At 59.0% G+C, this 24,081-nt stretch carries 21 protein-coding genes and 1 tRNA gene; 11 read left to right on the forward strand and 11 right to left on the reverse strand.

Going from position 1 to position 24,081, the window contains the following annotated elements; translation table 11 throughout:
* Positions 1–420: 420 nt before the first annotated feature.
* From RGM3321_RS21585 to RGM3321_RS21605, 5 genes are all read right to left on the reverse strand, one after another.
* Positions 421–1,029, reverse strand: a complete 609-nt coding sequence (locus RGM3321_RS21585; protein WP_244394765.1) for a hypothetical protein — start codon at positions 1,027–1,029, stop codon at positions 421–423.
* Positions 1,026–1,307, reverse strand: a complete 282-nt coding sequence (locus RGM3321_RS21590; RefSeq protein ID WP_104653114.1) for an AlpA family phage regulatory protein — start codon at positions 1,305–1,307, stop codon at positions 1,026–1,028. Before RGM3321_RS21590 ends, RGM3321_RS21585 begins: the two co-directional genes overlap by 4 nt.
* A 92-nt stretch (positions 1,308–1,399) precedes the next feature.
* On the reverse strand, positions 1,400–2,239 hold the full coding sequence (locus RGM3321_RS21595; RefSeq protein ID WP_240851134.1) for a hypothetical protein: 840 nt from the start codon (positions 2,237–2,239) through the stop codon (positions 1,400–1,402).
* A gap of 282 nt (positions 2,240–2,521) precedes the next feature.
* Entirely contained in the window at positions 2,522–3,757 is a 1,236-nt protein-coding gene (locus tag RGM3321_RS21600; RefSeq protein WP_003318690.1) for a tyrosine-type recombinase/integrase, read from the reverse strand.
* A gap of 167 nt (positions 3,758–3,924) precedes the next feature.
* Positions 3,925–4,001 (reverse strand) — tRNA-Arg (locus tag RGM3321_RS21605).
* Between the two features lie 168 nt (positions 4,002–4,169).
* On the opposite strand from RGM3321_RS21605, the gene RGM3321_RS21610 reads away from it, so the two are divergent.
* Positions 4,170–5,438 (forward strand): FAD-dependent monooxygenase, encoded by a 1,269-nt coding sequence (locus tag RGM3321_RS21610; protein ID WP_244394925.1) that lies wholly within the window; start codon positions 4,170–4,172, stop codon positions 5,436–5,438.
* A 45-nt stretch (positions 5,439–5,483) separates the two neighbouring features.
* Entirely contained in the window at positions 5,484–6,119 is a 636-nt protein-coding gene (locus RGM3321_RS21615; protein WP_244394766.1) for a LysE family translocator, read from the forward strand.
* A gap of 66 nt (positions 6,120–6,185) precedes the next feature.
* Here the strand turns inward: RGM3321_RS21615 and RGM3321_RS21620 are convergent, their stop codons facing one another.
* Positions 6,186–6,539 (reverse strand): gamma-glutamylcyclotransferase family protein, encoded by a 354-nt coding sequence (locus RGM3321_RS21620; RefSeq protein WP_244394767.1) that lies wholly within the window; start codon positions 6,537–6,539, stop codon positions 6,186–6,188.
* 336 nt (positions 6,540–6,875) lie between these two features.
* Here RGM3321_RS21620 and gabD point away from each other — a divergent pair, with 336 nt between their 5' ends.
* The 3 genes from gabD to RGM3321_RS21635 all read left to right on the forward strand — a co-directional run bounded on the left by gabD (position 6,876) and on the right by RGM3321_RS21635 (position 11,343).
* Positions 6,876–8,318, forward strand: coding sequence for an NADP-dependent succinate-semialdehyde dehydrogenase (gene gabD / locus RGM3321_RS21625; RefSeq protein ID WP_244394768.1), 1,443 nt, complete (start codon positions 6,876–6,878; stop codon positions 8,316–8,318).
* 193 nt (positions 8,319–8,511) lie between these two features.
* The gene (gabT, locus tag RGM3321_RS21630; RefSeq protein ID WP_005732800.1) at positions 8,512–9,792 is read left to right on the forward strand and encodes a 4-aminobutyrate--2-oxoglutarate transaminase; all 1,281 of its coding nucleotides are present in this window, start codon (positions 8,512–8,514) and stop codon (positions 9,790–9,792) included.
* Between the two features lie 156 nt (positions 9,793–9,948).
* Positions 9,949–11,343, forward strand: coding sequence for a response regulator (locus tag RGM3321_RS21635; RefSeq protein ID WP_244394769.1), 1,395 nt, complete (start codon positions 9,949–9,951; stop codon positions 11,341–11,343).
* 267 nt (positions 11,344–11,610) lie between these two features.
* Here RGM3321_RS21635 and RGM3321_RS21640 read toward each other — a convergent pair whose 3' ends face one another.
* Together RGM3321_RS21640 and desA are read right to left on the reverse strand one after the other, a co-directional pair.
* The gene (locus tag RGM3321_RS21640; protein ID WP_244394770.1) at positions 11,611–12,609 is read right to left on the reverse strand and encodes a sensor domain-containing diguanylate cyclase; all 999 of its coding nucleotides are present in this window, start codon (positions 12,607–12,609) and stop codon (positions 11,611–11,613) included.
* A gap of 129 nt (positions 12,610–12,738) precedes the next feature.
* Positions 12,739–13,923 carry a delta-9 fatty acid desaturase DesA gene (desA, locus tag RGM3321_RS21645; protein WP_244394926.1) on the reverse strand — a complete coding sequence of 395 codons (1,185 nt, stop codon included), beginning with the start codon at positions 13,921–13,923 and terminating at the stop codon, positions 12,739–12,741.
* A 156-nt stretch (positions 13,924–14,079) separates the two neighbouring features.
* On the opposite strand from desA, the gene dibA reads away from it, so the two are divergent.
* From dibA to RGM3321_RS21675, 6 genes are all read left to right on the forward strand, one after another.
* Positions 14,080–16,008, forward strand: coding sequence for a phosphodiesterase DibA (gene dibA, locus RGM3321_RS21650; RefSeq protein ID WP_244394771.1), 1,929 nt, complete (start codon positions 14,080–14,082; stop codon positions 16,006–16,008).
* Positions 16,009–16,204: 196 nt separating this feature from the next.
* Positions 16,205–16,387 carry a sulfur starvation response protein OscA gene (oscA, locus tag RGM3321_RS21655; RefSeq protein WP_002551397.1) on the forward strand — a complete coding sequence of 61 codons (183 nt, stop codon included), beginning with the start codon at positions 16,205–16,207 and terminating at the stop codon, positions 16,385–16,387.
* Between the two features lie 150 nt (positions 16,388–16,537).
* A complete protein-coding gene (locus RGM3321_RS21660; protein ID WP_244394772.1) occupies positions 16,538–17,548 on the forward strand; it encodes a sulfate ABC transporter substrate-binding protein in 1,011 nt (336 codons plus the stop codon).
* 93 nt (positions 17,549–17,641) lie between these two features.
* Positions 17,642–18,463 (forward strand): sulfate ABC transporter permease subunit CysT, encoded by an 822-nt coding sequence (gene cysT / locus RGM3321_RS21665; RefSeq protein ID WP_003421596.1) that lies wholly within the window; start codon positions 17,642–17,644, stop codon positions 18,461–18,463.
* 13 nt (positions 18,464–18,476) lie between these two features.
* Entirely contained in the window at positions 18,477–19,349 is an 873-nt protein-coding gene (gene cysW / locus RGM3321_RS21670; RefSeq protein ID WP_002551394.1) for a sulfate ABC transporter permease subunit CysW, read from the forward strand.
* 2 nt (positions 19,350–19,351) lie between these two features.
* Positions 19,352–20,332: a sulfate ABC transporter ATP-binding protein gene (locus RGM3321_RS21675; protein ID WP_002551393.1), complete on the forward strand. Its 981-nt coding sequence runs from the start codon at positions 19,352–19,354 to the stop codon at positions 20,330–20,332.
* 630 nt (positions 20,333–20,962) lie between these two features.
* On the opposite strand, the gene RGM3321_RS21680 is transcribed toward RGM3321_RS21675, so the two are convergent.
* Genes RGM3321_RS21680 through RGM3321_RS21690 form a run of 3 tightly spaced genes read right to left on the reverse strand, consistent with a single transcriptional unit; the run spans position 20,963 to position 23,933 of the window.
* On the reverse strand, positions 20,963–21,775 hold the full coding sequence (locus RGM3321_RS21680; protein ID WP_244394773.1) for a sulfite exporter TauE/SafE family protein: 813 nt from the start codon (positions 21,773–21,775) through the stop codon (positions 20,963–20,965).
* Positions 21,768–23,021, reverse strand: coding sequence for an FAD/NAD(P)-binding oxidoreductase (locus tag RGM3321_RS21685; RefSeq protein WP_244394774.1), 1,254 nt, complete (start codon positions 23,019–23,021; stop codon positions 21,768–21,770). The genes RGM3321_RS21680 and RGM3321_RS21685 overlap by 8 nt, the downstream gene beginning before the upstream one ends.
* 27 nt (positions 23,022–23,048) lie before the next feature.
* Positions 23,049–23,933 (reverse strand): MBL fold metallo-hydrolase, encoded by an 885-nt coding sequence (locus tag RGM3321_RS21690; protein ID WP_244394775.1) that lies wholly within the window; start codon positions 23,931–23,933, stop codon positions 23,049–23,051.
* Positions 23,934–24,081: the final 148 nt, after the last annotated feature.

Below are 24,081 nucleotides of genomic sequence, written 5' to 3' on the forward strand. Positions count from 1 at the left end.
TCTGCCGCCAAGCAGATTAGGGTGGCGGATTGCACAGGATTGGCGGACCGGCGTACAAGGAGACCGGCGCACCCGAGGGTGCTCCTGCGCAACCCGCCATAACGCGAGAATGCGGGCACAAAAAAAGCGCCTGCAATCGTAATGGGGGCGCTGTTGCGCCTTGTACTGTTCGAGCCGCCAAGCCCGGTCGCTGAGTTCGCAGCGACGGCCAGAGAATAACGCCCGGTTTTGGGATGTGCAACTGTTTGAGCGACTTGCACTCGCGCTCGATGCGAAATACATTTGACGTGCATGTAGATTTACCTCAACGCCTCCGGTTGCCCCCGGAGGCGTTTTCGTTTGTGCGTGCGCCGAACCTGTGACGTGATGGCCCGTCGTTCTGGTTCCAGATCGGGGCCAGCAGATTGGGACGGGGAGGGCTCAAGCCGCCTTCGTTTCGATGTCAAATAGCGGGGCGGGGACTTCGCCTTTCAGCCAGGAGAGAATTTTTCGATCTTCGTTACATCGACGGCGATGCATGACCATCAGGTGTTCACGGCGCTCGGCGATGCTCTGCTCGATGTAAGTTGCCTTGTCGTCTTGCAGGCGCAATTCGCTGTGTAGCTTTTCGCTGTTGGCCTGTTCGGTGGCGAGATCGGTGGCCACGTAGTCCTGCCAAAACTTCGACTCATTGGCGAAGCCGCCAGACTGGTCGACCAGCCAGTAAGTCACCCAGTCATTGAGGCCGACCGCTCGCAATGCCTTACGGCGACCTTCCTTCATCGCGAAATGGCCAGTCCCATGCACGCTGGCGAACTCACGGCGGATCGCATGTTTGCGAATCCACTCGGACACATTCCAAGGGTTGGGTTTGAGAGGAAGAGCCAGGCCGTCTGCATTGAAAAAGATCGCTTCTTGGTCAAGGCCATTCCAGCTGATGCCTGCAATGGTGCGACTTTTCCAGTTGAGCTCGTCCGGTCTGTAAAGCTGGAACCCGATGCTGTAGGAGTCGATGAAAGGTCCGTCGCCTTTTGACATACGGTTGTTCATGCGGCCACCTGATCGCGAGCAGCGATGCGGCTGCGTGCCCAGTCTTGGACTTCGGAAAGCACCCAGGCGACTGGCGCGCCCCTTGCTGTGCTGTCGCTGAGCTTTACGGGCTGTGGAAAGCAGGAGCCGGGCTGCTGCATGAGCTTGTAGATGGTGGAACGCTTCATGCCCACGATTCCCTCAACCTCGCGCATGCGAATCAAGGTAGAGGCAGCGTCGAACAGCAGCGGAGCGTTGGCAGGTGTTTCGCGAGAGAACTCGGTTACAGACGTACTCATAGGGACAGCTCTCGATAGGTTTGGACTGACGAGAGCAATGATCTAGGTGAGGGATTTTAGCGGGCAGTTCACTTCCATTTGAAATTTCTGGTTTACAGCACGAAATGGCGTTTGAGAATGGCCTCAACGCTTTTGCGAGTTAGAGCTTTTTCTGTCTCAAGCGCTAGCCACTCAGAGCGTTGTTTGGGTGGCTTTTCAACCTCGCGCTTTAGCCAGGCATGCACCGCCGTTGTGACGTTACGTTCGGGCATCCCCGCCGCACGGTAGTGACGTCCCTGTCTTACTATCGCGGCATCTCGAACGCTAATCTCCTCGTGACGCTCCATTCCGCTGATGATGCCGCCTTTTTTGCGGACGGCATTCTTGATCGCTCGGTCGGCGATGGGCCTCAGTTCATCCGAAGTCAGGCAGGGCAAAGAGGTGATCGGTTCCAGGTAGAGAGCGTATTGTTCAAGCGCCTCGATGCGCTTGTTCGGATCAACCTGCATCTTTACGAAATAGCAGTAAAGATCCCAGGGCCAGTCGGTAGGAGGTTCAGAAGCATGAGACCAAGCTTCTTGATCGGCTGCTTGCATCCAGTTGGCTAATGTCTCCAGCGCTCTTACGGCGCACGCCATGATGTACGCCGCATGAGCATCGCGCTCTGACACCGAGTAGCAACTGCCGTACATACGGACCCAATGCGCAAGCCTTGATCTGGTGTCGGTGGAGGCATACTGAAAAATGGTCTCCTCATGCATAGTCGTCTGAATGCACATGCTGGCGAGATCTTTATCGATATCGTCACGATGAATGCGCAGGCAGCACTGGTCGATCAGGCGGCAGGCGTCAGTGACCTGCCCACTGCAGAGGTCGTAAAGCGGTTGCGTTGAGAGATAACTGAGCAGGCCTCTGCTTAACGCGGAATGCAAGATGGCTTGGCGATCAATCATTACCTGGAATCTCGGGGGACCTGCAACTGGAAGTCCCACGCCCTGAATTCGGTGGGGAAAGCCAGCGAAAGTTGCCTGATCGGACCAGGTGCAGAGCGGCAGCCCGCAGGATCACGGTGCTGACTTTGGCGTTACACGCCGGGGCAGCGTTACATTGGATATTCGCTGAGCCGCTTAATTGTGTAACGGACGTTAAAACCAATGAAACCGGGCGTTTAGCGAGTGGCGTTACACGAGTAACACCAATTACACCGCTTTTTGAGGGGGGCTGGGTATACGCGCTCATACAGCCTTGCCAAAGTTGCCTTGCACCACGTTACCCTCTGCGAGTTCATCAAGATGATCGGCATACCACTGCATCATGACTTTGCGTTGAGGTAAATAAACCGCCTTGTTGTACACCCCTGCGATTCCTTCCTTCACATGGGAAAGCTGCGCCTCAATATGATTTTCATCGAAGCCCTGTTCATTGAGGATCGTGCTTGCGATATGGCGGAAGCCATGGCCTGTTTGGCGTCCGCCATAACCGAGTCTCCGTAACGCCATCAGAAAAACGGTATTGCTGCGTGGGATAGTCCGATCTTTCCGGCCAGGAAACAGCAGCGGGTATGCTCCCGTAAGCGAGCGCAGTTCAGTGATTGCTTCGATGGCTTGACGGGATAGCGGGATCACGTGTTCACGCCGACGCTTCATGCGCTCGGCTGGGATCGTCCACAGCTTTTTATTGAGGTCAATCTCTGACCAGCGTGCTTCTCGAACTTCACTCGGACGTGCTGCCAACAGCGCAAGCAAGCGGAGCCCCAAACGAACGTCCTTCGCGTGAGGGTAAGAGTTGATCGCACGAAGTAGGGCAGGCAGTTCCTCTACTGATACGTGTGCATAATTTTCAGCGCTACGCGTTTGAAGGAATTTGTTGAGGCCTTCGAGAGGGTTATGGATGGCGCGTCCAGTGACGCGTGCCAGGTCATAGATTTCTTTGCACGTGGCGCGGACTCTGCCCATTTGGTCAATGATCCCTTTCTGCTCCATGCTGCGCAGGAACTCCATCCACTCAAGAGGCAGGATCTCGGTATAAACCCGCTTCCCAAATACTGGAAACGCGTGCAGCTCCAAAGCTCCAATGATTCGCCGGGCGGTCCCAGCTTCCCAGCCCGACCGTCTTGAATCAAACCACTCCCGTGCAAGTGCTTCGAACGTGTTATTGGCTGCCTCCAGGTCAGCAGCTCTCCTAGCCTGTTTGCTGACTAACGGATTTTTCCCGTTGGATGAGTCTTCACGCAGTTGTGCAGCCTTCTGCCTGGCTAGGGAACCGCTGACTTCGGGATAGCCGCCTAGCCCTAGCCAAGACCATTTTCCGTCTGGCTTTTTGTAACGTAATTCCCAAGACTTCTGGCCATTTGCTTTGACCCGAAAATACAAGCCGTTGCCATCTTGCTCCCGATAGGTTGCGTCCTCTGGTTCCAGGCCGGAGAGGGTGGTGTCGGCTAGCGGGCGGCGCTTGATGTCGGTGCGTTTCACGGCTTGTATGCCTCCTGTTCAAGGAATTGCAAAGCATACACGTGGGCATACACGGCGTGAAGGTATAGGGGTGGACTGCTATGGATAGCCAGAGACAACAAAGCCCGCACAGGGCGGGCTTCTTGGGGTATTTCGTAGACTGTCTGAGACAGGTCTAGATTGCTATATGGTGCACCAGGCGGGATTCGAACCCACGACCCCTGCCTTCGGAGGGCAGTACTCTATCCAGCTGAGCTACTGGTGCGACGCGGGCGCCATGATACTCACATGGGTACGGGGCGTCCAGTTACAGGCGGCCTGCAACGCAAATCATCCAGCGCCCCCGGCAGACGGACGCGAGTAAGCCTTTCATCACCCCACACCCACTGCTACCCACAAAGGAACAGCCCACCGCTACCGGCACAACCACCAGCTGGTGCATGATGCTCCCCATACCACTCTGTCAGTTCGTTCTCACCGAGGGCCTCTTATCAATCAGTTCAAAAGCATCGAGCGCAGCCCGTGCCGCGTTCTTATTACCGGAGCCAGTATCGCGGGTTGTGCCGCGGCCTGGTGGCTGACGCAGCGCGATTGCGATGTCACGGTTGTCGAGCAGGCATCTGCCTTTCGCGATGGCGGGCAGAATGTGGATGTGCGGGGCGCGGCTCAGCAGGTTCTGCGCCTGATGGGGCTTGAGCAGGCGGTGAAGGATCTCAATACCGGCGAGACGGGGCTTGCGTGGGTCGATGAGGATAACCGCACGGCGGCGCGCATCGATCTGGCGGGGCTGGACGGGGACGGGCCGACGGCTGAGCTTGAGGTGTTGCGCGGTGATCTTGCGCGTCTGCTGTATGAGGCGTCATCTGCTGATGCGTTCTATCGCTTTGGTGATCGTATTGTCTCGGTCGAGCATGATGATGAGGGCGTGTCGGTCACGTTCGAGAGCGGTGACGAGGAGCGTTTTGATCTGCTGATCATTGCCGAAGGTGTCGGCTCGCGTACGCGGGAGCTGGTGTTCCCCGGCGAGAATCAGCCGCGCAGGATGGACTTGGCCAGCGCGTTCTTTACTGTGCCTCGTGCACCGACCGATAGCCAGACCGCGCGCTGGTATAACGCGGTGGGCGGTCGCAGTGCGGGTGTTCGTCCGGACAATCGCGGTACGACGCGGGCGTTCTTTAATGTGCAGGGCCGAAGCCACCTGACGGTCGGTAACAGCGTTGCCGAGCAGAAGGCATTTCTGCAGGCGTCGTTTGCAGGCGCGGGCTGGGAGGTGCCTCGTTTGCTGGAGGGGATGGAGGCTGCGGAGGATTTCTGGTTCGATGACTTGCGTCAGGTGAAGATGGATCGCTGGTCGAATGGCCCTGTGGTGTTACTGGGCGATGCGGCCTGGTGTGTCACGCCGTTGGGCGGGGTCGGTGCTTCGCTGGCGCTGATTGGTGCGTATGTGTTGGCGGGCGAACTCACCAGAACCGACACGATTGCTGGGGCCCTTGCTGCGTACGAATATGTCCTGCGCCCTGTGGTGAAAAAGTCGCAGAGCGTGCCGAAACTTGCTCCGCGCCTGGTTCATCCTCGCAGTCACACGGGGGTGAAAATCCTTCGCGCCGTGCAGCGATTGGTGGCAACGCCCTTCATCAGCAAGCGTGCTGCCAAGGCGCTGACACCGGCAATTCAGTCATTCACGCTTCCGGATTATCGATAGCGCTACAGGCGTGCGTTAAAACCTGCGCCACATGGAGAGTAAAAAATGGAATCGATGCAACAGTGGCTCAGCTTCGCGATGATCGCCTTGTTTGTCACGCTCACGCCGGGCCCTGCGGTGGTCATGGCGCTGTCGAACTCGATCAGCCACGGCCCGGCCAGGGCGATGATCGGTTCGCTCGGCAATGCCTTGGGGTTGATTGTGGTTGCCACGGCGGTGACGGCCGGGCTGGGAGCGGTGCTGGTGGCGTCGGCCAGTGCGTTTCTGGTCCTGAAGATCGCCGGGGCGGGGTATCTGGTTTATTTGGGGATCAAGCAGTGGCGCAGCGCGCGCAGTGCATTTGATGCGCTGGCGAGCGTGCCTAAAGCGGTGTCCACTGGCAGCCTGTTTTTCAAAGGCATTTCGGTGGCGCTGACCAACCCCAAGGCGATCCTGTTTTTTATCGCGTTCCTGCCGCAGTTCATCCAGCCCGGCACTTTTCAGGTGCAGCAAACCGGCGTGCTGATCGTGACGTTCGCCGGTTGCTCCGTGGTCGCTCACGTCTTTTATGTGCTGCTGGCACAGAAGCTCAAGCGCCATCTCACATCAGCCCGCAGGCGCCAGAACGTCAATCGGGTGTTTGGTGCGTCGTTCATTGGCCTGGGGTTGAGCCTGTTCACGTTGAAGGGCAGGGCCGCCTGATAAAACCAGCCGCGCTTGAACAGGCATATGTTCAGGCTGACCTTAAGTACCCTTTCGGGAACACGGTTATGCCTCGACATAGACCCATGCGGTCAGGCCAGAGACGAGGCCTACGGCTATGCGCTTGTAGTCTGAAACTTCATAAGCGTCTGCCGCTGCCAGTTCTTGCGGGGTGATCTGGTAAACGGTGCCTGAGACGGTGTCATTCAGGTCCGCACTCGGGCTGATGATCGGGTGATGCGTCTTGCCGCTCTCGGCGAGCACCTGCGGATCGGTGATTTCGACGTAGGACTGCTTGTAGCCGATCATCTGGTCGGCCTGGCCTGTCAGTTCCCGGCCGAAGTTGGCCAGTTGTACCGCCTTGTCCTGCAACGTGCCGTAGGAGAACAGCAGTATCGTAAAGCTCTGGGATTGCGTCATGTTGGCCTTCGAATCGTCAATAACCACATTAAGAATCTATAAAGTCCGTGTCAGTCAGGCTGCGTGACTTCGATGGGGTAACCCAGCTTAACGCCGATGAAAAAAAACAGTCGAGCGATCGGCCGTTCTTTTTTTCGAACGGACTATTGTCCTTTCCCCCCGCAATGCCTAGGATTCGTTTGAGATTTCAAACGCTCTTGTTCGGTCTTCCTGCTTTCATGCGTTGCGCAGCGCTGGAACCCGATGGAATGTTTCCCTGACGATGGCTTCCAAATGGGGTGCATCGATATCAATTGTTCGCGTCGCCTATCGGGCGATGCTGTTTAGGAGGCCGACATGCAGCTCAAAGATTCCACACTGTTCCGCCAGCAAGCCTACATCAACGGCCAATGGCTGGACGCGGACGGTGGTCAGTCGATCAAGGTCAACAACCCGGCCAACAATGAAATCCTCGGCACTGTGCCAAAAATGGGCGCAGCCGAGACGCGTCGGGCAATTGAGGCGGCTGACAAGGCGCTGCCGGCCTGGCGTGCGCTGACTGCCAAGGAGCGTGGCAACAAGCTGCGCCGCTGGTTCGAGCTGATGATCGAGAACCAGGACGATCTGGGTCTGCTGATGACGCTGGAGCAGGGCAAGCCGCTGGCCGAAGCCAAGGGCGAGATCACCTATGCGGCGTCGTTCATCGAGTGGTTCGCCGAAGAAGCCAAGCGCGTCTATGGCGACGTGATTCCTGGTCACCAGCCAGACAAGCGTCTGATCGTGCTCAAACAGCCGATTGGTGTGACGGCGGCGATTACCCCGTGGAATTTCCCGGCAGCGATGATCACCCGTAAGGCCGGTCCTGCACTGGCAGCGGGCTGCACCATGGTGCTCAAACCTGCTTCGCAAACGCCTTTTTCTGCACTGGCGCTGGCCGAGCTGGCAGAACGCGCGGGCATTCCGGCTGGCGTGTTCAGCGTCGTGACCGGTAGTGCGGGCGATATCGGCAGCGAGCTGACCGGTAACCCGATTGTGCGCAAACTGTCCTTCACCGGCTCGACCGAGATTGGTCGTCAGTTGATGGCCGAGTGCGCCAAGGACATCAAGAAGGTTTCTTTGGAGCTGGGCGGCAACGCGCCTTTCATCGTGTTCGACGATGCCGACCTCGACAAGGCGGTCGAAGGCGCGATGATCTCCAAGTACCGCAACAATGGTCAGACCTGCGTCTGCGCCAACCGTATCTATGTGCAGGATGCGGTGTACGACGCATTCGCTGAGAAGCTCAAGGTGGCGGTCGGCAAGCTGAAGATCGGTAACGGTCTGGAAGACGGCGTCACCACCGGTCCGTTGATCGACGACAAGGCCGTGGCCAAGGTCAAGGAACACATCGCCGACGCGGTCAGCAAAGGCGCAACCGTGCTGACTGGCGGCAACAGCCTGGAAGGCTCGTTCTTCGAACCGACTATTCTGGTCAACGTGTCGAAAGATGCCGCGGTGGCCAGGGAAGAAACCTTTGGTCCGCTGGCACCGCTGTTCCGCTTCAAGGATGAGGCTGAAGTGATCGCGATGGCCAACGACACCGAGTTCGGTCTGGCGTCGTACTTCTATGCGCAGAACATGAGCCGTGTGTTCCGTGTTGCCGAAGCACTGGAATATGGCATGGTAGGTATCAACACCGGCCTGATCTCCAACGAACTGGCGCCGTTTGGTGGTATCAAGTCGTCCGGCCTGGGCCGTGAAGGCTCCAAGTACGGCATCGAAGATTATCTGGAAATCAAATACCTCTGCCTGTCGGTCTGACTGACCCGGTCTGATTGACGTTGAGGTATTGCAGCCGATGATGCGCGAGAGCGACGTGTCATCGGCTTTTGTTGCACCGCAGTTTCCTGGTGGCCTGAAGGCTGCAGCAGTCGATCATCGTATGCTGCCGCAGTTGATCCGGTCCGCTTGATCCTTGACCCACGCCGACCGATGAGCGGCGAATGAGGAATACATGAGCAAGACTAACGAATCCCTGATGCAACGCCGCCACGCTGCCGTCCCGCGTGGCGTTGGTCAGATCCACCCGATCTTCGCAGCTTCGGCGAAGAACGCGACCGTTACCGACGTGGAGGGTCGTGAATTCATCGACTTCGCGGGCGGCATTGCCGTTCTGAATACCGGTCACCTACACCCGAAGATCATCGCTGCCGTGCAAGAGCAGCTGACCAAGCTGAGCCATACCTGCTTCCAGGTGCTGGCCTACGAGCCTTACGTCGAGCTGTGCGAGAAGATCAACGCCAAAGTGCCGGGTGATTTCGACAAGAAAACCCTGCTGGTGACCACCGGCTCCGAAGCGGTTGAAAACGCCGTGAAGATCGCGCGCGCTGCCACTGGCCGTGCGGGCGTGATCGCCTTCACCGGCGCTTACCACGGTCGCACCATGATGACTCTGGGCCTGACCGGTAAGGTTGTGCCTTACTCGGCGGGCATGGGCCTGATGCCGGGCGGTATCTTCCGCGCGCTGTACCCTTGCGAGCTGCATGGTGTGAGCGTTGACGATTCCATCGCCAGCATCGAGCGCATCTTCAAGAACGACGCCGAGCCCAAGGACATCGCTGCAATCATCATCGAGCCGGTTCAGGGCGAAGGTGGTTTCTACGTGGCACCAAAGGCGTTCATGCTGCGTCTGCGCGAGCTTTGCGACAAGCACGGCATTCTGCTGATCGCTGACGAAGTGCAGACCGGCGCTGGCCGTACCGGCACGTTCTTCGCGATGGAGCAGATGGGCGTTGCGGCTGACCTGACCACCTTCGCCAAGTCCATCGCCGGTGGCTTCCCGCTGGCGGGCGTGTGCGGCAAGGCTGAGTACATGGATGCCATCGCACCGGGCGGTCTGGGCGGCACCTATGCCGGTAGCCCGGTTGCTTGCGCTGCTGCGTTGGCGGTGCTGGATATCTTCGAAGAAGAGCACCTGCTGGACCGTTGCAAGGCAGTCGGCGAGCGTCTGGTGACTGCGCTCAAGGGCATTCAGGCCAAGTACCCGGTCATCGGCGAAGTGCGTGCGCTGGGCGCGATGATCGCCGTCGAGCTGTTCGAAGACGGCGATTCGCACAAGCCTAACGCTGCGGCAGTGGCGCAGGTGGTTGCCAAGGCGCGTGACAAGGGTCTGATCCTGCTGTCGTGCGGTACTTACGGCAACGTGTTGCGCGTACTGGTACCGTTGACCGCTGAAGACGAATTGCTGACTCGTGGGCTGGCCATTCTGGAAGAATGCTTCGCTGAAATCGCGTAAAAAGTGTGAAGTCGTAAATTGATTAATTTATGACCAAACAGACAAAAAAAGCCCGTTTCGACGGGTTTTTTTTGGTCTGGAACAGGGTATTTCGCTCTTTTTGCTATATCCGGACGAAGGCTTTGGCTAAGGTGAACGCATCGATGTCGGAGAGTCATGATGACTGCTGTAGATTTGCCCGCGGTACCTCGCGTATTGATTGCTGAGTCTGATCCGTGGGTTCGCGAAACACTTAGCGATCTGGTGCTGGGTGTGCGAGCGGACGTCGACCTGGAAATGTGTACCGATGGCAAGCAGGCCGTCGAGTGGATGAAGAAACAACTGCCTGACCTGATCATCGCCGCACGCGAGCTGCCGGGGATTGACGGGTTGAGCCTGTTGCGTGGCGTACGCAACCTGCGTCGTCAGCCTGCCATCCCGTTCATTCTGATCAGCAATCGCAACGACAGCGCCAGCGTGCGTGAGGTCTTGCCACTGGCGCCGACGGCTTATCTGACCAAACCCCTGAATACCGAAGGGCTACGCCAGCGTCTGGAAAGCCTGCTGCTGGAACGTCAGGCCCCGGTTGCGGGCGCAGTGCCCGCGCTGACGCCGGGTTTGACGCTGACCAAGTTTCTCGACAAGCGCCGTGACGTGGCTGACGGCGCGCCGCTGTTCGTCGATGTCGCGACGGCGATAAAACTCAGCCAGACCGCCAACGGCATCGACGCTGCCTTGCTGGAGCAGGAACTGCGCAACGATCCGCACATCACCGCTGTATTGATCGCCGCCGCCAACAGTGCCGCGCAACATTTGGGCAAGCCGGTGCAGACCATGGGCGGGGCGCTGGCCATTCTCGGGCCGGTGCAGGGCGCAAATATCGCATCAGGCCTGGCCAAGAAACGTATGGCCGTGCTGACCAGCGACGCGTTGCTGGCCCAGGCCAGTGAGCTTTGGACCATGTCGCAGCGCACGGCTGATTACGCACGCATTCTGGGCGGCATGCTGGAGCTGGATGTAGAGCGTTGCTTCTGCGCCGGTCTGCTGCAGTCACTGGGCGATCTTGCTGTGCTGGGTTGTTTGCAGGAGTGGCTGCTGGCCGGTGGCGAGTTGAATGAAGACGTGATCAAACAATCGCTGGAGCAGTATTCCGCTGCCTTCGGTTCCGCTCTGCGCACCCGCTGGCGTTTGCCGCTGGAACTGCGTGAGCTGATCGCTGCGGTGTATCAGTACAACACCGGTATCTTCACTCGCGAAGTACTGGCAATGAACCTGGCGGGGCAGATGGCACGCCTGGGCGAGGAAGAGAGTGTTAACACGCTGATCAAGACCAAGTCGGCCAAGCTGTTGAAGCTGAGCGTCGGTGACTTGCAGCGTTTGCGTAAGAAACTGACCGGCGTGACTGACCCAAGCCTGTTGAAACCGTTGCCGACCGAACCTGAAATGGCTGCCGAGACGGTTGAGGGGGAAGACGAGCCTGATTTGCTGGACCTGACACCTGAACCACCTGCCGAAGAGCCCGCTGTAATCGAGGATCCGGCAGCCGCTGTACAGGGTTCGTCCGAGAAGTAAAACCCGACTGACGCCTTCGCGAGCAAGGCGGATCGCCGCCCAGCCGCTCCCTCAGGGCGTCATGCCGTGCGCGCTTCCGTGGGAGCCAACTTGCTCGCGAAGGCTATATTCCAAACGCAGCCAATGCATTGAATGTACCGCCCTCTTCGCGGACAAGTCCGCTCCTACAGGGCACCGCAGACTCCCACAGGGCTTGATGCTGTGTGCGCACTTGTGGGAGCTTGCTCGCGAAGGACCAGTCGTGCTTTCTACATTCGAAAAGGCATTTCAGACCAGCACGATCTGATTCTTGCCTTGGCGCTTGGCCTGATACATGGCGGCGTCGGCACGGCCGTAGAGGGTTTCCAGACTTGGGTCTTCCGGGCCCAGGTTGGTCAGGCCCTGGCTGGCGGTGATGCTGAAGGTGGTGCCGCCTGACTGGAAGTTCTGGCGCTGGATCTCGCGTTGCAGGCGCTCGGCGATCTGCATGGCCATATCCGGCGCGCAGCCTGGGAATACCGCTGCGAACTCTTCGCCACCGATACGCCCGAACAAATCACCACGTCTCAGTGCCGAGCGGCCACTTTCAGCGATGCGTTGCAGCACGGTATCGCCTTCCTGATGGCCGTAGGTGTCGTTGACCAACTTGAAGTCATCGATATCCAGCAGCAGAAAGGCCAGCGGCGTGCCGTTGAGGCGAGCCAGCTCGAACTCGCGCTGGGCGCATTCGAAAAAGTGCCGACGGTTGCTGCTCTGGGTCAGCACGTCGGTGGTTGCCAGGCGTTGCAGCTCATCCTCGAGGTGTTTCTTGTCGGTGATGTCTTCGGCGATGCCCACTACGATCAGACGCTGGCTGGCGTCGGCGCGATGGCTGACGAAGCATTTGTCGCTGAGCCAGCGCACTTCACCGTCCGCACGGATGATTCGGTACTCGCGGTCCTCGACCGAGCCTTTCTCGATTACCTCGTTGAGGCTTCGCTCGGCGTAGTTCAGGTCATCCGGATAGATACTGTCGCGCCACTCGCTGTAATCGGCCAGCAACAAGCCCGCCGAGCGGCCGAAGATACGCTCGTACGCCGGGCTGACGTAAATCATGTGCTGGGTTTCCCAGTCAAACGCCCACAGAACAGCGTTCACGCTCACCAGCAATGAGCTGAACAGTTGTTCACGCTCGCTCAGGCGGGCAACTTCTGCCTGGGCGTGCATCAGGGCTAACAGGGTTTCTGCGGCTGCGGGCATATCAGTGATCGGCGTGCCGGGTAGGGAGGTAGGGGACTGCTTTTCCATAAGATCCATCTCAAGCGTTACGGCCAGTGCCGTGCCCTATCCCGTTTGGCGGGAAAGTTGATGAGATAGATTGGCAGGGGATAAGTTCCGGAACCGGCGCACCTACGGGAGGCGCGCCGATCAACGGTATCAGGCGTGGGCAGGGCGCAGCGAGTAGGTTTTCAGCTGGTCGGCGAACTCACGCAGCGAGTGAATGCCGCTGGCTTCGGCCTCGTGAATCCACTCTTTGATGGCTGAAAGCATGTCATGGCCATTGCTGCTGGTCTTGACCCAGATCTGCTGCAACGCCAGACGCTTTTCGTAGATCACTTTCAACGCATGGCTGTGTTCCAGCATGGTCTGGATGCGCAAGTGATGCTTTTCATCGAGCAGACTGGTCTCACGTGACAGCAGCCGTTTGGCGCGACGGAACTGATGACGCACCGATTCATCGGCCTTGGCCAGTTCCTGGGTAACCAGCGGCGCAATTACCAGCTTGCGATACTGCGCCATGATCTGGAAACGGTTGTTGAGGATCGCCATGGCGGTGTCCATGTCCATGTGGCCCTTGCCTTCGACCCGATGGGCGATGGGCGCGACCCGCTGGACTTTGGCCAGGCGCAGGAAACTGAACAGCTTGATCCACGCCCAGCCCATGTCGAATTCCCAGGGCTTGACCGACAGCTTGGCCGAGTTGGGATAGGTGTGGTGGTTGTTGTGCAGCTCTTCACCGCCGATCACGATACCCCAGGGCACCAGATTGGTCGCCGCGTCACGGCATTCGAAGTTGCGATAGCCGACGGCATGGCCAAGGCCATTGACCACGCCAGCAGCCCAGAAGGGAATCCACATCATCTGGACGGCCCACACGGTGATACCGAGCGCACCGAACAGTGCCACGTCGATGACCGCCATCAAGGCGATACCCAGCAGCTTGTAGCGCGAATACAGGTTGCGCTCGATCCAGTCTTCCGGGCAGTTCTTGCCGTAGATACGCAGAGTGTCCTGGTTCTGAGCTTCTTCGCGGTACAGCTCGGCACCTTTGCGCAGTACGGTGGACAGGCCTTTGACGACCGGGCTGTGCGGGTCGTCGACGGTTTCGCATTTTGCGTGGTGTTTGCGGTGGATGGCTGTCCACTCGCGGGTGTTCTGGGCAGTGGTCAGCCACAGCCAGAAACGGAAGAAGTGTTTCAGCCCCGCATTGAGCTCAAGCGAGCGGTGGGCTGAGTAGCGGTGCAGATAGACCGTGACGCCGACAATAGTCACATGGGTCATCGCCAGCGTGACTGCTATTACCTGCCAGACGGAAAGGTCGAGCAAACCGTTGTACCACATAGGCTGTTTGGCCCTCGTAAAGATACTCATGAAGAAAAAAGTTACGACGCGCATTATCACTGACATCCCACAGAAAACCAGTCACCCTTTCAGATAAGAGTCGCAGGATGTTTCTTGCTTTATAATTCCGGCTTTACCTGAGGTTCTTCGTTTCCGATGTCAGATTACTCCCTTGGCGCGCTGCGAACGGCCGTCCTGTATGGGCTGCTGTCCATTTTGTGGTTTGTGACGTGCGACCTGTTGCTGCCCTTTTTCATCGAACAACCCGCTCGATTGGCGTTCTGGCAACTGATGACCGGTTACAGCTGGGTGTTGCTCAGCGCGGTCATGATCTTCATCGCACGTTACAGATTGAGGAGCCTTATCGGCGGCGATGCGCTTTTTCAGCGCCAGCAAACCGATTACGACCGGCTGCGACTGGCGGAAGCGGTGTTCGACAGCACCCGCGAAGGGGTGCTGGTAAGCGATGCGCAGGGCCACATCGTTCACGTCAACCGCGCTTTCGTCGATATCACCGGTTATCAGGCCGAAGAAGTGCTGGGCCTCAACCCCAGCAAATTCAAGTCCGGCCGACACGGCCCGGAGTTCTACAAACAGATGTATCACTCGATCATCAGCGAGGGCCAGTGGAGCGGCGAGATCTGGAATCGGCGCAAAAGCGGCGAGATCTACCCGCAATGGCAGACCATTCGCAGCGTTATGGGCGACGACGGCCAACCCAGGCACTTTGTAGCGGTGTTCTCCGACATCACGGCCATCAAGCGCTCCGAGCAGGAGCTGGCCCAGTTGATCCACTTCGATGGGCTGACCGATTTGCCCAATCGCCTGCTGCTGACCGATCGCATCAGCCAGGCGCTGACTTCGGCGCGGGCCAGCAAACGCGGCTGCGCACTGTTGCTGATCGACCTGGATCACTTCAAGAACATCAATGACAGCCTGGGCCACAACGTGGGTGACGATGTGCTCAGGGCCGTCGCCGAGCGGCTCAAGAGCATGTCCGGCAACGAAATGACACTGGCGCGTCCGGGCGGCGACGAGTTCGCCCTGTTGATCAAGAATTGCTCGCAGATGGTTCAGGCTGCCGCACTGGCACAGCAGGTGATCGATGCGCTCAAGGCACCTTTCGCGATTGCCGCGCATCAGCTGTTTGTGACTGCCAGCATTGGCATCAGCCTGTTCCCCGGCGATGCGCTGACCGCCGAGCAACTGTTGCGCAATGCAGACTCGGCGCTGTTCAAGGCCAAGGGCGACGGTCGTGAGTGTTATGCGCTGTACACCGAGGAATTGACTGCTCACGCCCAGCAGCGCGTGCAACTGGCCTACGAGCTGCGTCAGGCCGTCGAACTGGAACAACTGCGGGTCTTCTATCAGCCGGTTCATGACCTTGTCACCCGTCGTATTCGCGGTGTAGAAGCGCTGGTGCGCTGGCAGCACCCCGAACGCGGGATGGTTTCGCCGGGGGAATTCATTCCGATTGCCGAGCAAAGCGGGCTGATCGCCGATATCGATGCCTGGGTCTTGAAAACCGCCTGTCTGCAAATGAAGGTCTGGCTGGCGGAAGGTGTACCGGTCGAGTTCGTCGCGGTAAACGTCTCCAGCCGCCTGTTCAATCATGGCGACCTCGACCGTCGGGTAGCACAGGCACTGCATGAGACCGGGCTTGAGCCTGCCTTTCTGGAGCTGGAAGTGACTGAAAGCGCGGTCATGGAAGACCCCGAACAGGCGATCGAACAATTGCATCGCCTGCGCGAACTGGGCCTGAGCCTGGCCATTGATGACTTTGGTACGGGTTATTCTTCGCTGTTGCGGCTCAAGCGCATGCCGGTTCAGAAGCTGAAGATCGACCAGGGTTTTGTGGCTGGACTGCCGGGCGACGATGACGACATCGCGATTGTGAAAGCGGTTATCGCGCTGGCCGGCAGCCTGGGCATGCGGGTGCTGGCTGAAGGCATCGAGCATGCGAATCAGGCTGCGTTCCTGCTGAGCAACGGTTGCCAGTTGGGCCAGGGCTACTGGTTTGCCCGGCCAATGGTCGCGCAAGCGATAGACTGGACGCATGCACCGGTCTTCGAGCAGCCCGGCTGAAGCCGCCAGAGCAAGGCTTGCCAGGGTGTGCAACGCATCCTGGCGAAATCTAGAACCGCTAAATTTCTTTTGGTTATATCTGCATTCTTAAATAGTATTTTTAAGAATATCCGCACCTCACTATTATTGCCTTACCGCCATACGCCATCGCCCCCAGTCGCGACGGCCGGCTCCTCATCTTTCAAGGAATAAGGCAATGAGCGCATCTCTACGTAGTGTTGACGGTCAGGACGAAGCAGCAATTCTGCGTGAAATTCAGAGTGCGTTGCGTGACCTGCGTTTTGGTGCCGTCGAAATCACTGTGCACAACGCACAAGTGGTGCAGATCGAGCGCAAGGAAAAGTTTCGTTTGCAGAACCCCGCTGCCAAGCAGAGCTGAAGCGGCATCACCCGACTGGTCAACCGGAGGGTTTCATTCTGACTCCTGATACCTCCTCTGAAAAAAGCAGCGCGCCCGTGCGGATGCCGTTCTGACGCGCCAAGAAGAAATTAAAAAAGCCAACACACCGCATTTCCAGGAGCTTCATCTATGTCCATTCGCCGTTTCGCTCTGGCCGCTCTCGCCAGCGCTGTTTTTGCAGGTTCGGCTGTTGCCAAGGATTACGAACTGCTCAACGTGTCTTACGATCCGACACGCGAGCTTTATCAGGATTACAACGCAGAATTCGTCAACTTCTGGAAAAAATCCCATCCGGACGACAAGGTCGAGATCAAACAGTCCCACGGTGGCTCGGGCAAGCAGGCCCGTGGCGTGATCGACGGTCTGCGTGCTGACGTCGTGACCCTGGCACTGGCCGGTGACATCGACGAAATCGCCAAGCTGGGCAAGACCCTGCCGGAGAACTGGCAGACCCGCCTGCCGGATGCGAGCACGCCTTACACCTCGACCATCGTGTTTCTGGTGCGCAAGGGCAACCCCAAAGGCATCAAGGACTGGGGCGACCTGATCAAGAAAGACGTCTCGGTGATCACACCGAACCCGAAAACCTCAGGCGGTGCGCGCTGGAACTTCCTGGCTGCCTGGGCCTATGGCCTGAAAGCGGGCGGCGGTGACGAAGCCAAGGCCAAGGAATACGTGCAGACGTTGTTCAAGCACGTGCCGATTCTGGATACCGGTGCGCGCGGCTCGACCATCACCTTCGTCAATAACGGTCAGGGTGACGTGCTGCTGGCGTGGGAAAACGAAGCGTTCCTGGCGCTGAAAGAAGACGGTGGCAAAGACAAGTTCGACATCGTCGTGCCGTCGCTGTCGATTCTCGCCGAACCTCCGGTCGCCGTAGTCGACAAAAACGCCGAGAAGAAAGGCAACACTGAAATCGCGACTGAATACCTGAAGCACCTGTACAGCAAGGAAGGTCAGGAAATTGCGGCGAAAAACTTCTATCGTCCACGTGATGCCGAAGTGGCTGCCAAGTACGAGAAGCAATTCCCGAAACTTGATCTGGTGACTATCGACAAAGACTTTGGCGGCTGGAAAACTGCGCAACCGAAGTTTTTCAATGACGGCGGCGTGTTCGACCAGACTTACCAAGCGCAATAACCGAATGAGGATGCCGCGCGAGTGGCATCGCAGGTTGGGTCAAGCAGCCCGGATTAACGTCCGGGCTTCGTGCAAGTGAAACCAGGGACTTTTATGTCGCGTCGTATCTCCCCCGTCATACCCGGCTTCGGGCTGACGCTGGGCTACACCTTGGTGTACCTCAGTCTGATTGTGCTAATACCGCTGGCCGCCATGTTCGTGCATGCCGCGCAGCTGACCTGGGATCAGTTCTGGACCATCATCACGGCACCACGCGTGATAGCGGCACTCAAGCTGAGTTTCGGCACCGCTTTCTATGCGGCCCTGATCAATGGCGTGATCGGCACGCTGCTGGCCTGGGTGCTGGTGCGTTACACCTTCCCCGGTCGCAAGATCATCGATGCAATGATCGATCTGCCGTTCGCCCTGCCGACTGCTGTGGCCGGTATCGCCCTGACGGCGCTGTACGCGCCCAATGGCTGGGTCGGGCAGTTCGCCGCCGACCTGGGCTTCAAGATCGCTTACACGCCTTTGGGTATTACCCTGGCGCTGACGTTCGTCACCCTGCCATTCGTGGTGCGCACCGTGCAGCCTGTGCTGGCTGACATCCCCCGCGAAGTCGAAGAGGCCGCCGCCTGCCTGGGCGCGCGTCCGTTACAGGTGTTTCGCCACATCCTCGTTCCAGCCTTGCTGCCTGCCTGGCTGACCGGCTTCGCCCTGGCGTTTGCCAGAGGCGTGGGTGAGTACGGTTCGGTGATTTTCATCGCCGGCAACATGCCGATGAAAACCGAGATCCTGCCGCTGCTGATCATGGTCAAGCTCGACCAGTACGACTACACCGGCGCGACCGCTATCGGCGTGATGATGCTGGTGGTTTCCTTCATTCTGCTGCTGCTGATCAACCTGCTGCAGCGGCGCATTGAAACCCCATCCTGAGGAGGCGCAGAACATGTCTTATTCATCTGTTTCAGCCGCCGCCTCTGCCAACGCCGCCCGTCGTGGCAGCGCGGTGTCGCGACGTATTCTGATCGGCCTGTGCTGGCTGGTGTTCGTTCTGTTTCTGGGCCTGCCGCTGTTCATCGTGGTGTCTCAGGGGCTGAAAAACGGTCTGGGCGCGTTCTTTACCGCAATCCTTGAACCGGATGCCTTGTCAGCGCTGAAGCTGACGGTCATTGCGGTACTGATCTCGGTGCCGCTCAATCTGGTATTCGGCGTCAGCGCCGCATGGTGCGTGAGTAAATACTCGTTCCGCGGCAAGAGCATTCTGGTCACGCTGATCGACTTGCCGTTCTCGGTATCGCCGGTCATTGCCGGTCTGGTCTACGTGCTGATGTTCGGTGCGCAGGGCCTGTTCGGGCCCTGGTTGCAGGACCACGATATCCAGATCGTCTTTGCCCTGCCGGGCATCGTGCTGGCGACCATTTTCGTCACTGTGCCGTTCGTTGCACGTGAGCTGATCCCGCTGATGCAGGAGCAGGGTACTCAGGAAGAAGAGGCGGCGCGGCTGCTGGGTGCCAACGGCTGGCAGATGTTCTGGCACGTCACGGTGCCGAACATCAAATGGGGCCTGATCTACGGCGTGGTGCTGTGTACTGCGCGGGCGATGGGTGAGTTTGGCGCGGTGTCGGTGGTTTCCGGCCACATTCGCGGCGTCACCAACACCCTGCCGCTGCACGTCGAAATTCTCTACAACGAGTACAACCACGTTGCAGCCTTTGCCGTGGCGAGCCTGTTGCTGATCCTGGCGCTGTTCATCCTGCTGCTCAAGCAGTGGAGCGAATCCCGCATTAACCGTCTGCGCCATAACGCGGCGGAGGAATAATCATGTCGATCGAAGTCCGTAACGTCAGCAAGAATTTCAACGCCTTCAAGGCCCTGAACAACATCAGTCTGGACATCCAGAGTGGCGAGCTGGTGGCTTTGCTCGGCCCTTCAGGCTGCGGCAAGACCACCTTGCTGCGCATTATTGCCGGCCTGGAAACCCCGGATGACGGCAGTATCGTGTTCCATGGCGAAGATGTGTCCGGCCATGACGTGCGTGATCGAAACGTCGGGTTCGTGTTTCAGCACTACGCGCTGTTCCGCCACATGACGGTGTTCGACAACGTTGCGTTCGGCCTGCGCATGAAGCCCAAGCGCGAGCGCCCGAACGAAACGCGTATAGCGGAAAAGGTCCACGAACTGCTGAACATGGTGCAACTGGACTGGCTGGCCGACCGTTATCCGGAGCAGTTGTCGGGTGGACAGCGCCAGCGAATCGCCCTGGCCCGCGCCCTGGCGGTCGAGCCCAAGGTGCTGCTGCTGGACGAGCCGTTCGGCGCACTGGACGCCAAGGTCCGCAAGGAGCTGCGTCGCTGGCTGGCGCGCCTGCATGAGGACATCAACCTGACCTCGGTGTTTGTGACCCACGATCAGGAAGAAGCCATGGAAGTGGCCGACCGCATCGTGGTGATGAACAAGGGCGTGATCGAACAGATCGGCTCGCCGGGCGAGGTGTACGAGAACCCGTCCAACGACTTCGTCTACCACTTCCTGGGTGACTCCAACCGCCTGAGCCTGGGCGAGGAAGGGCACCTGTTGTTCCGTCCGCATGAAGTGTCGTTGTCGCGTCAGGAAATCGAAGACCACCACGCCGCCGAAGTCCGCGACATCCGTCCGCTGGGCGCGACAACACGGGTCACGCTGAAAGTGGAAGGCCAGAGCGAACTGATCGAGGCCGAAGTGGTAAAAGACCACGACAGCCTTGTAGGCCTGGCCAAGGGCGAGACGCTGTTCTTCAAACCGAAGGTCTGGCAAAAGCTTTAAGTCCAGCCCCCGGCTATCGTTCCCATGCTCCGCATTGGCACGATAGTGATCTCGGGATTTTCATCGTTCCCATGCTCCGCGTGGGAATGCCTTTCTGGACGCTCTGCGTCCGATCTTGAGTGCGCGGCGTCAGCACGAGCATGTGACTCGGAGCATTGGCACGATAGTGATCTCAAGACTTTCATCGTTCCCATGCTCCGCGTGGGAATGCCTTTCTGGACGCTCTGCGTCCGATCTTGAGTGCGCGGCGTCAGCACGGGCATGTGACGCGGAGCATTGGCACGATAGTGATCTCGGGATTTTCATCGTTCCCATGCTCCGCGTGGGAATGCCTTTCTGGACGCTCTGCGTCCGATCTTGATTACGCGGCGTCAGCACGAGCATGTGACGCGGAGCGTCACGAACTGCATGCCAACGCGGAGCATTGGCACGATAGTGATCTCAAGACTTTCATCGTTCCCATGCTCCGCGTGGGAATGCCTTTCTGGACGCTCTGCGTCCGATCTTGAGTGCGCGGTGTCAGCACGGGCATGTGACGCGGAGCATTGGCACGATAGTGATCTCGAGACTTTCATCGTTCCCATGCTCCGCGTGGGAATGCCTTTCTGGACGCTCTGCGTTCTCGGGCGGTTAGCGCACTGACAACGCCAGCATAAATGCGGCAACAATGCCGCATACGGCGAACAGCTGTTGCAGGCGTGGGCCGGCGAGGTAGCGGGCGACTTGCCTGCCGGCTATCAAGCCGATGACTGCGCCCAGTGCGAACGGCGCGCCGACGGCCCAATGCATCACCCCGCTCAGTGAGGCGGTAATGACACTGCCCGTCGAGACCAGCGCGATCACCGCCAGTGACGTCGCCACAACGCTTTTCATGTTCAGATCGCTGTAGCGGGTCAGCGCCGGAATGATCACGAAACCGCCGCCCACACCCAATAGCCCGGACAATAACCCTGAACCCACGCCTGTCAGCGTCAAAGCGCGCAGGCACGGCATGGTCCAGCGCAAACGGCCTTGCAGCGGGTTGAGCACGCAGGGCAGCATTTCTGCGCGCGGCGGCGGTTGGCCGTGACGCAATTCGCGGCTGGCCCTGATGAACATGCGCGTGCAGGCGTACAGCAGCACGACCGAAAAGACCAATGCCAGCGGTGTATTGGGCAGCCGATGGGCGAGCCACAGGCCAAGAGGTGCCATCAGCACACCAATGGATGCGATGTACCCGGCAGCTCGATAGCGGACGATGCCCTGACGCAGCCCCAGCACCGCGCCGATTCCCGCCGCCAGCCCGACGGCCAGCAGACCGACAGGTGCCGCTTCGACAATCGACAGGCCAAGACCAAAAACCAGCAGCGGAACCGCAAGAATGCCACCGCCCGCGCCGGTCAGCGCCAGTACCACGCCAATAATCGCCCCCAGGCCAACGCCCAGCAGTTGATGCTCATCCATGTCTGGCGTCAGCCTTTTCCGGTTTCGCCAGCCATTCACGTCCCTTGAGCATGCCATGCCAATAAAGTGCGGGCAGCACGCGTTCTTTCAGCCACCAGGCCAGCCGGGTCGGTTGCCGGCCATCCAACAGCCAGCGCGGGAAGCTCGGCGCAACCTTGCCGCCATAGGTGAATTCAGCCAGTACGATCCGGCCTTTCTCGACGGTCAGCGGGCATGAGCCATAACCGTCATACACGGCGGACTCATCTCGACGACCCAGCGCGACCAGCACATTATTGGCCACCACTGGTGCCTGCTTGCGGGCGGCCGCGGCGGTTTTGGCGTTGCTGGTATTGGTGGCATCGCCCAGACCATGAACATTGGCGAACTGTCGGTGCCGGAGCGTTGCAGGGTCCACGTCCACCCAGCCTGCGGCATCGGCCAGCGGGCTGCTGCGAATGAAGTCGGGGGCAATCTGCGGTGGCACCACGTGCAGCATTTCAAAGCTGTGCTCGACGGTTTCGCTGCTGCCATCGGCATGCGTACGAACAAACGTAGCGCGCTTGCCCGGCCCGTCGACTGCCACCAGCCGATGGCTGAACTTGAGGTCGATGGCGTAACGCTCGATGTACTTCGTCAGCGCCGGTACATAGTCCGCCACACCGAACAGCACGCCGCCAGCGTTGAAGAATTGCGTATTGATCCGTGCCAGACGGCCGGTTTTCAGCCAGTGGTCACAGGACAGGTACATGGCCTTCTGTGGCGCACCGGCGCATTTGATCGGCATGGGCGGCTGAGTAAACAGCGCGCGCCCTTGCTTCAAGCCCTGCACCAGCTTCCAGGTGTAGGGTGCCAGGTCATAGCGATAGTTGGAGGTCACGCCATTGGCACCCAGCGTCTCGACCAACCCGTCGATGGCCGCCCAGTCCAGCTTCAGGCCGGGGCAGACCACCAGTTGCTGATAGCCAAGCGTGCGCCCGTCGGCGAGCGTCAGGGTATTGTGCTGCGGTTCGAACGTCGCCACGGCGGCCTTGATCCACTGCACGCCTTGGGGAATCAGCGACGCCATGCTGCGTGCCGTCGACTGCGGCGTGAAGATGCCCGCGCCGACCATGGTCCAGCCCGGCTGGTAATAGTGGGTATCGGCAGGGTCGACCAGCGTGATCTGCAGGGCAGCATCACGGGCGAGCAGGCTTGCAGCAGTGGCGATACCGGCAGCACCGCCACCGACGATCAGGATCTGACAAGTAGTTGTCGAAGCATTCATCACAGGGTTTCCCAAGGCGGGCAGCGGTCAAAAAGCATTGAGCGGGATCTTCAGGTAGACGACGCCGTTGTCTTCCGGCTCGGGAAAGTGCCCGCAGCGCATGTTGACCTGCACCGAAGGCAGCATCAGCACGGGCATATCCAGCGTCACGTCACGGGCTTCACGCATGCTGACGAACGCGTCTTCATCTACGCCGTCATGAACATGGATATTGCTGGCGCGCTGTTCGGCAACGGTGGTCATGTATTTCAGCTCACGACCGTTGGGCAGGTAGTCGTGGCACATGAACAGCAGGGTGTCAGGCGGCAACGCCAGCAACTTGTGAATAGAGCGGTACAGCGTGCGCGCATCGGCTCCGGGAAAGTCGCAACGGGCGGTGCCGTAATCAGGCATGAACAGCGTGTCACCGACAAACGCGATGGTTTTGTCGTCGACCTGCACCAGGTAACTCATGCATGCCGGTGTATGCCCGGGCGTATGCATGGCCTTGACCTGAAGTGTTCCAAGGGCAAACGAGGCGTTGTCTTCCAGCAGCACATCGAACTGGCTGCCATTGCGGGCAAAGTCAGACGGCGCGTTGAACAGCGCGCCAAAGGTTTCCTGCACGGCGGTGATGTGGCTGCCGATGACGATTTGTCCGCCAAGCTGCTGTTTCAGATACGGCGCGGCCGAGAGGTGATCCGCGTGCACATGGGTTTCGAAAATCCACTGCACAGAGGCGCCCAGCGCCTGTACCCGGCCGATCATCCGGTCTGCAGACTCGGTCCGGGTGCGGCCGGACTTGGGGTCGTAATCGAGCACGCTGTCGATCAGCGCGCACTGCTTGCTGTTCAGGTCCATCACCAGGTAGCTGATGGTCCAGGTATGGCTGTCGAAGAGTGCTTCGACATAAAGTTTTTCACCGATGATCATGTGCAATTCCCATGGCTGTAAATCGCCTTGAGGCCCGTTTGGCCAGGCCGGACGGTTGGCAGTCGTTGCTATGACATCTCAATAACCATGCCAACGGCCGGAAAACCCGTTGAGCATAGTAAATACAAGGCGTTGAGGGATTCTGCGG

Origin of the sequence: Pseudomonas sp. RGM 3321 (assembly GCF_022836805.1) — a bacterium.
Classification (GTDB): domain Bacteria; phylum Pseudomonadota; class Gammaproteobacteria; order Pseudomonadales; family Pseudomonadaceae; genus Aquipseudomonas.

Bases quoted from the DNA above. Each gene is read 5' to 3' on its own strand.
- RGM3321_RS21640 (WP_244394770.1), bottom strand. From the start codon at position 12,609: ATGGAAAAGCAGTCCCCTACCTCCCTACCCGGCACGCCGATCACTGAT.
- RGM3321_RS21635 (WP_244394769.1), top strand. From the start codon at position 9,949: ATGATGACTGCTGTAGATTTGCCCGCGGTACCTCGCGTATTGATTGCT.
- RGM3321_RS21690 (WP_244394775.1), bottom strand. From the start codon at position 23,933: ATGATCATCGGTGAAAAACTTTATGTCGAAGCACTCTTCGACAGCCAT.
- RGM3321_RS21615 (WP_244394766.1), top strand. From the start codon at position 5,484: ATGGAATCGATGCAACAGTGGCTCAGCTTCGCGATGATCGCCTTGTTT.
- dibA (WP_244394771.1), top strand. From the start codon at position 14,080: ATGTCAGATTACTCCCTTGGCGCGCTGCGAACGGCCGTCCTGTATGGG.
- RGM3321_RS21585 (WP_244394765.1), bottom strand. From the start codon at position 1,029: ATGAACAACCGTATGTCAAAAGGCGACGGACCTTTCATCGACTCCTAC.
- cysT (WP_003421596.1), top strand. From the start codon at position 17,642: ATGTCGCGTCGTATCTCCCCCGTCATACCCGGCTTCGGGCTGACGCTG.
- oscA (WP_002551397.1), top strand. From the start codon at position 16,205: ATGAGCGCATCTCTACGTAGTGTTGACGGTCAGGACGAAGCAGCAATT.
- RGM3321_RS21660 (WP_244394772.1), top strand. From the start codon at position 16,538: ATGTCCATTCGCCGTTTCGCTCTGGCCGCTCTCGCCAGCGCTGTTTTT.
- cysW (WP_002551394.1), top strand. From the start codon at position 18,477: ATGTCTTATTCATCTGTTTCAGCCGCCGCCTCTGCCAACGCCGCCCGT.
- RGM3321_RS21680 (WP_244394773.1), bottom strand. From the start codon at position 21,775: ATGGATGAGCATCAACTGCTGGGCGTTGGCCTGGGGGCGATTATTGGC.
- gabT (WP_005732800.1), top strand. From the start codon at position 8,512: ATGAGCAAGACTAACGAATCCCTGATGCAACGCCGCCACGCTGCCGTC.
- RGM3321_RS21685 (WP_244394774.1), bottom strand. From the start codon at position 23,021: ATGAATGCTTCGACAACTACTTGTCAGATCCTGATCGTCGGTGGCGGT.
- RGM3321_RS21675 (WP_002551393.1), top strand. From the start codon at position 19,352: ATGTCGATCGAAGTCCGTAACGTCAGCAAGAATTTCAACGCCTTCAAG.
- RGM3321_RS21620 (WP_244394767.1), bottom strand. From the start codon at position 6,539: ATGACGCAATCCCAGAGCTTTACGATACTGCTGTTCTCCTACGGCACG.
- gabD (WP_244394768.1), top strand. From the start codon at position 6,876: ATGCAGCTCAAAGATTCCACACTGTTCCGCCAGCAAGCCTACATCAAC.
- RGM3321_RS21590 (WP_104653114.1), bottom strand. From the start codon at position 1,307: ATGAGTACGTCTGTAACCGAGTTCTCTCGCGAAACACCTGCCAACGCT.
- RGM3321_RS21595 (WP_240851134.1), bottom strand. From the start codon at position 2,239: ATGATTGATCGCCAAGCCATCTTGCATTCCGCGTTAAGCAGAGGCCTG.
- desA (WP_244394926.1), bottom strand. From the start codon at position 13,923: ATGTGGTACAACGGTTTGCTCGACCTTTCCGTCTGGCAGGTAATAGCA.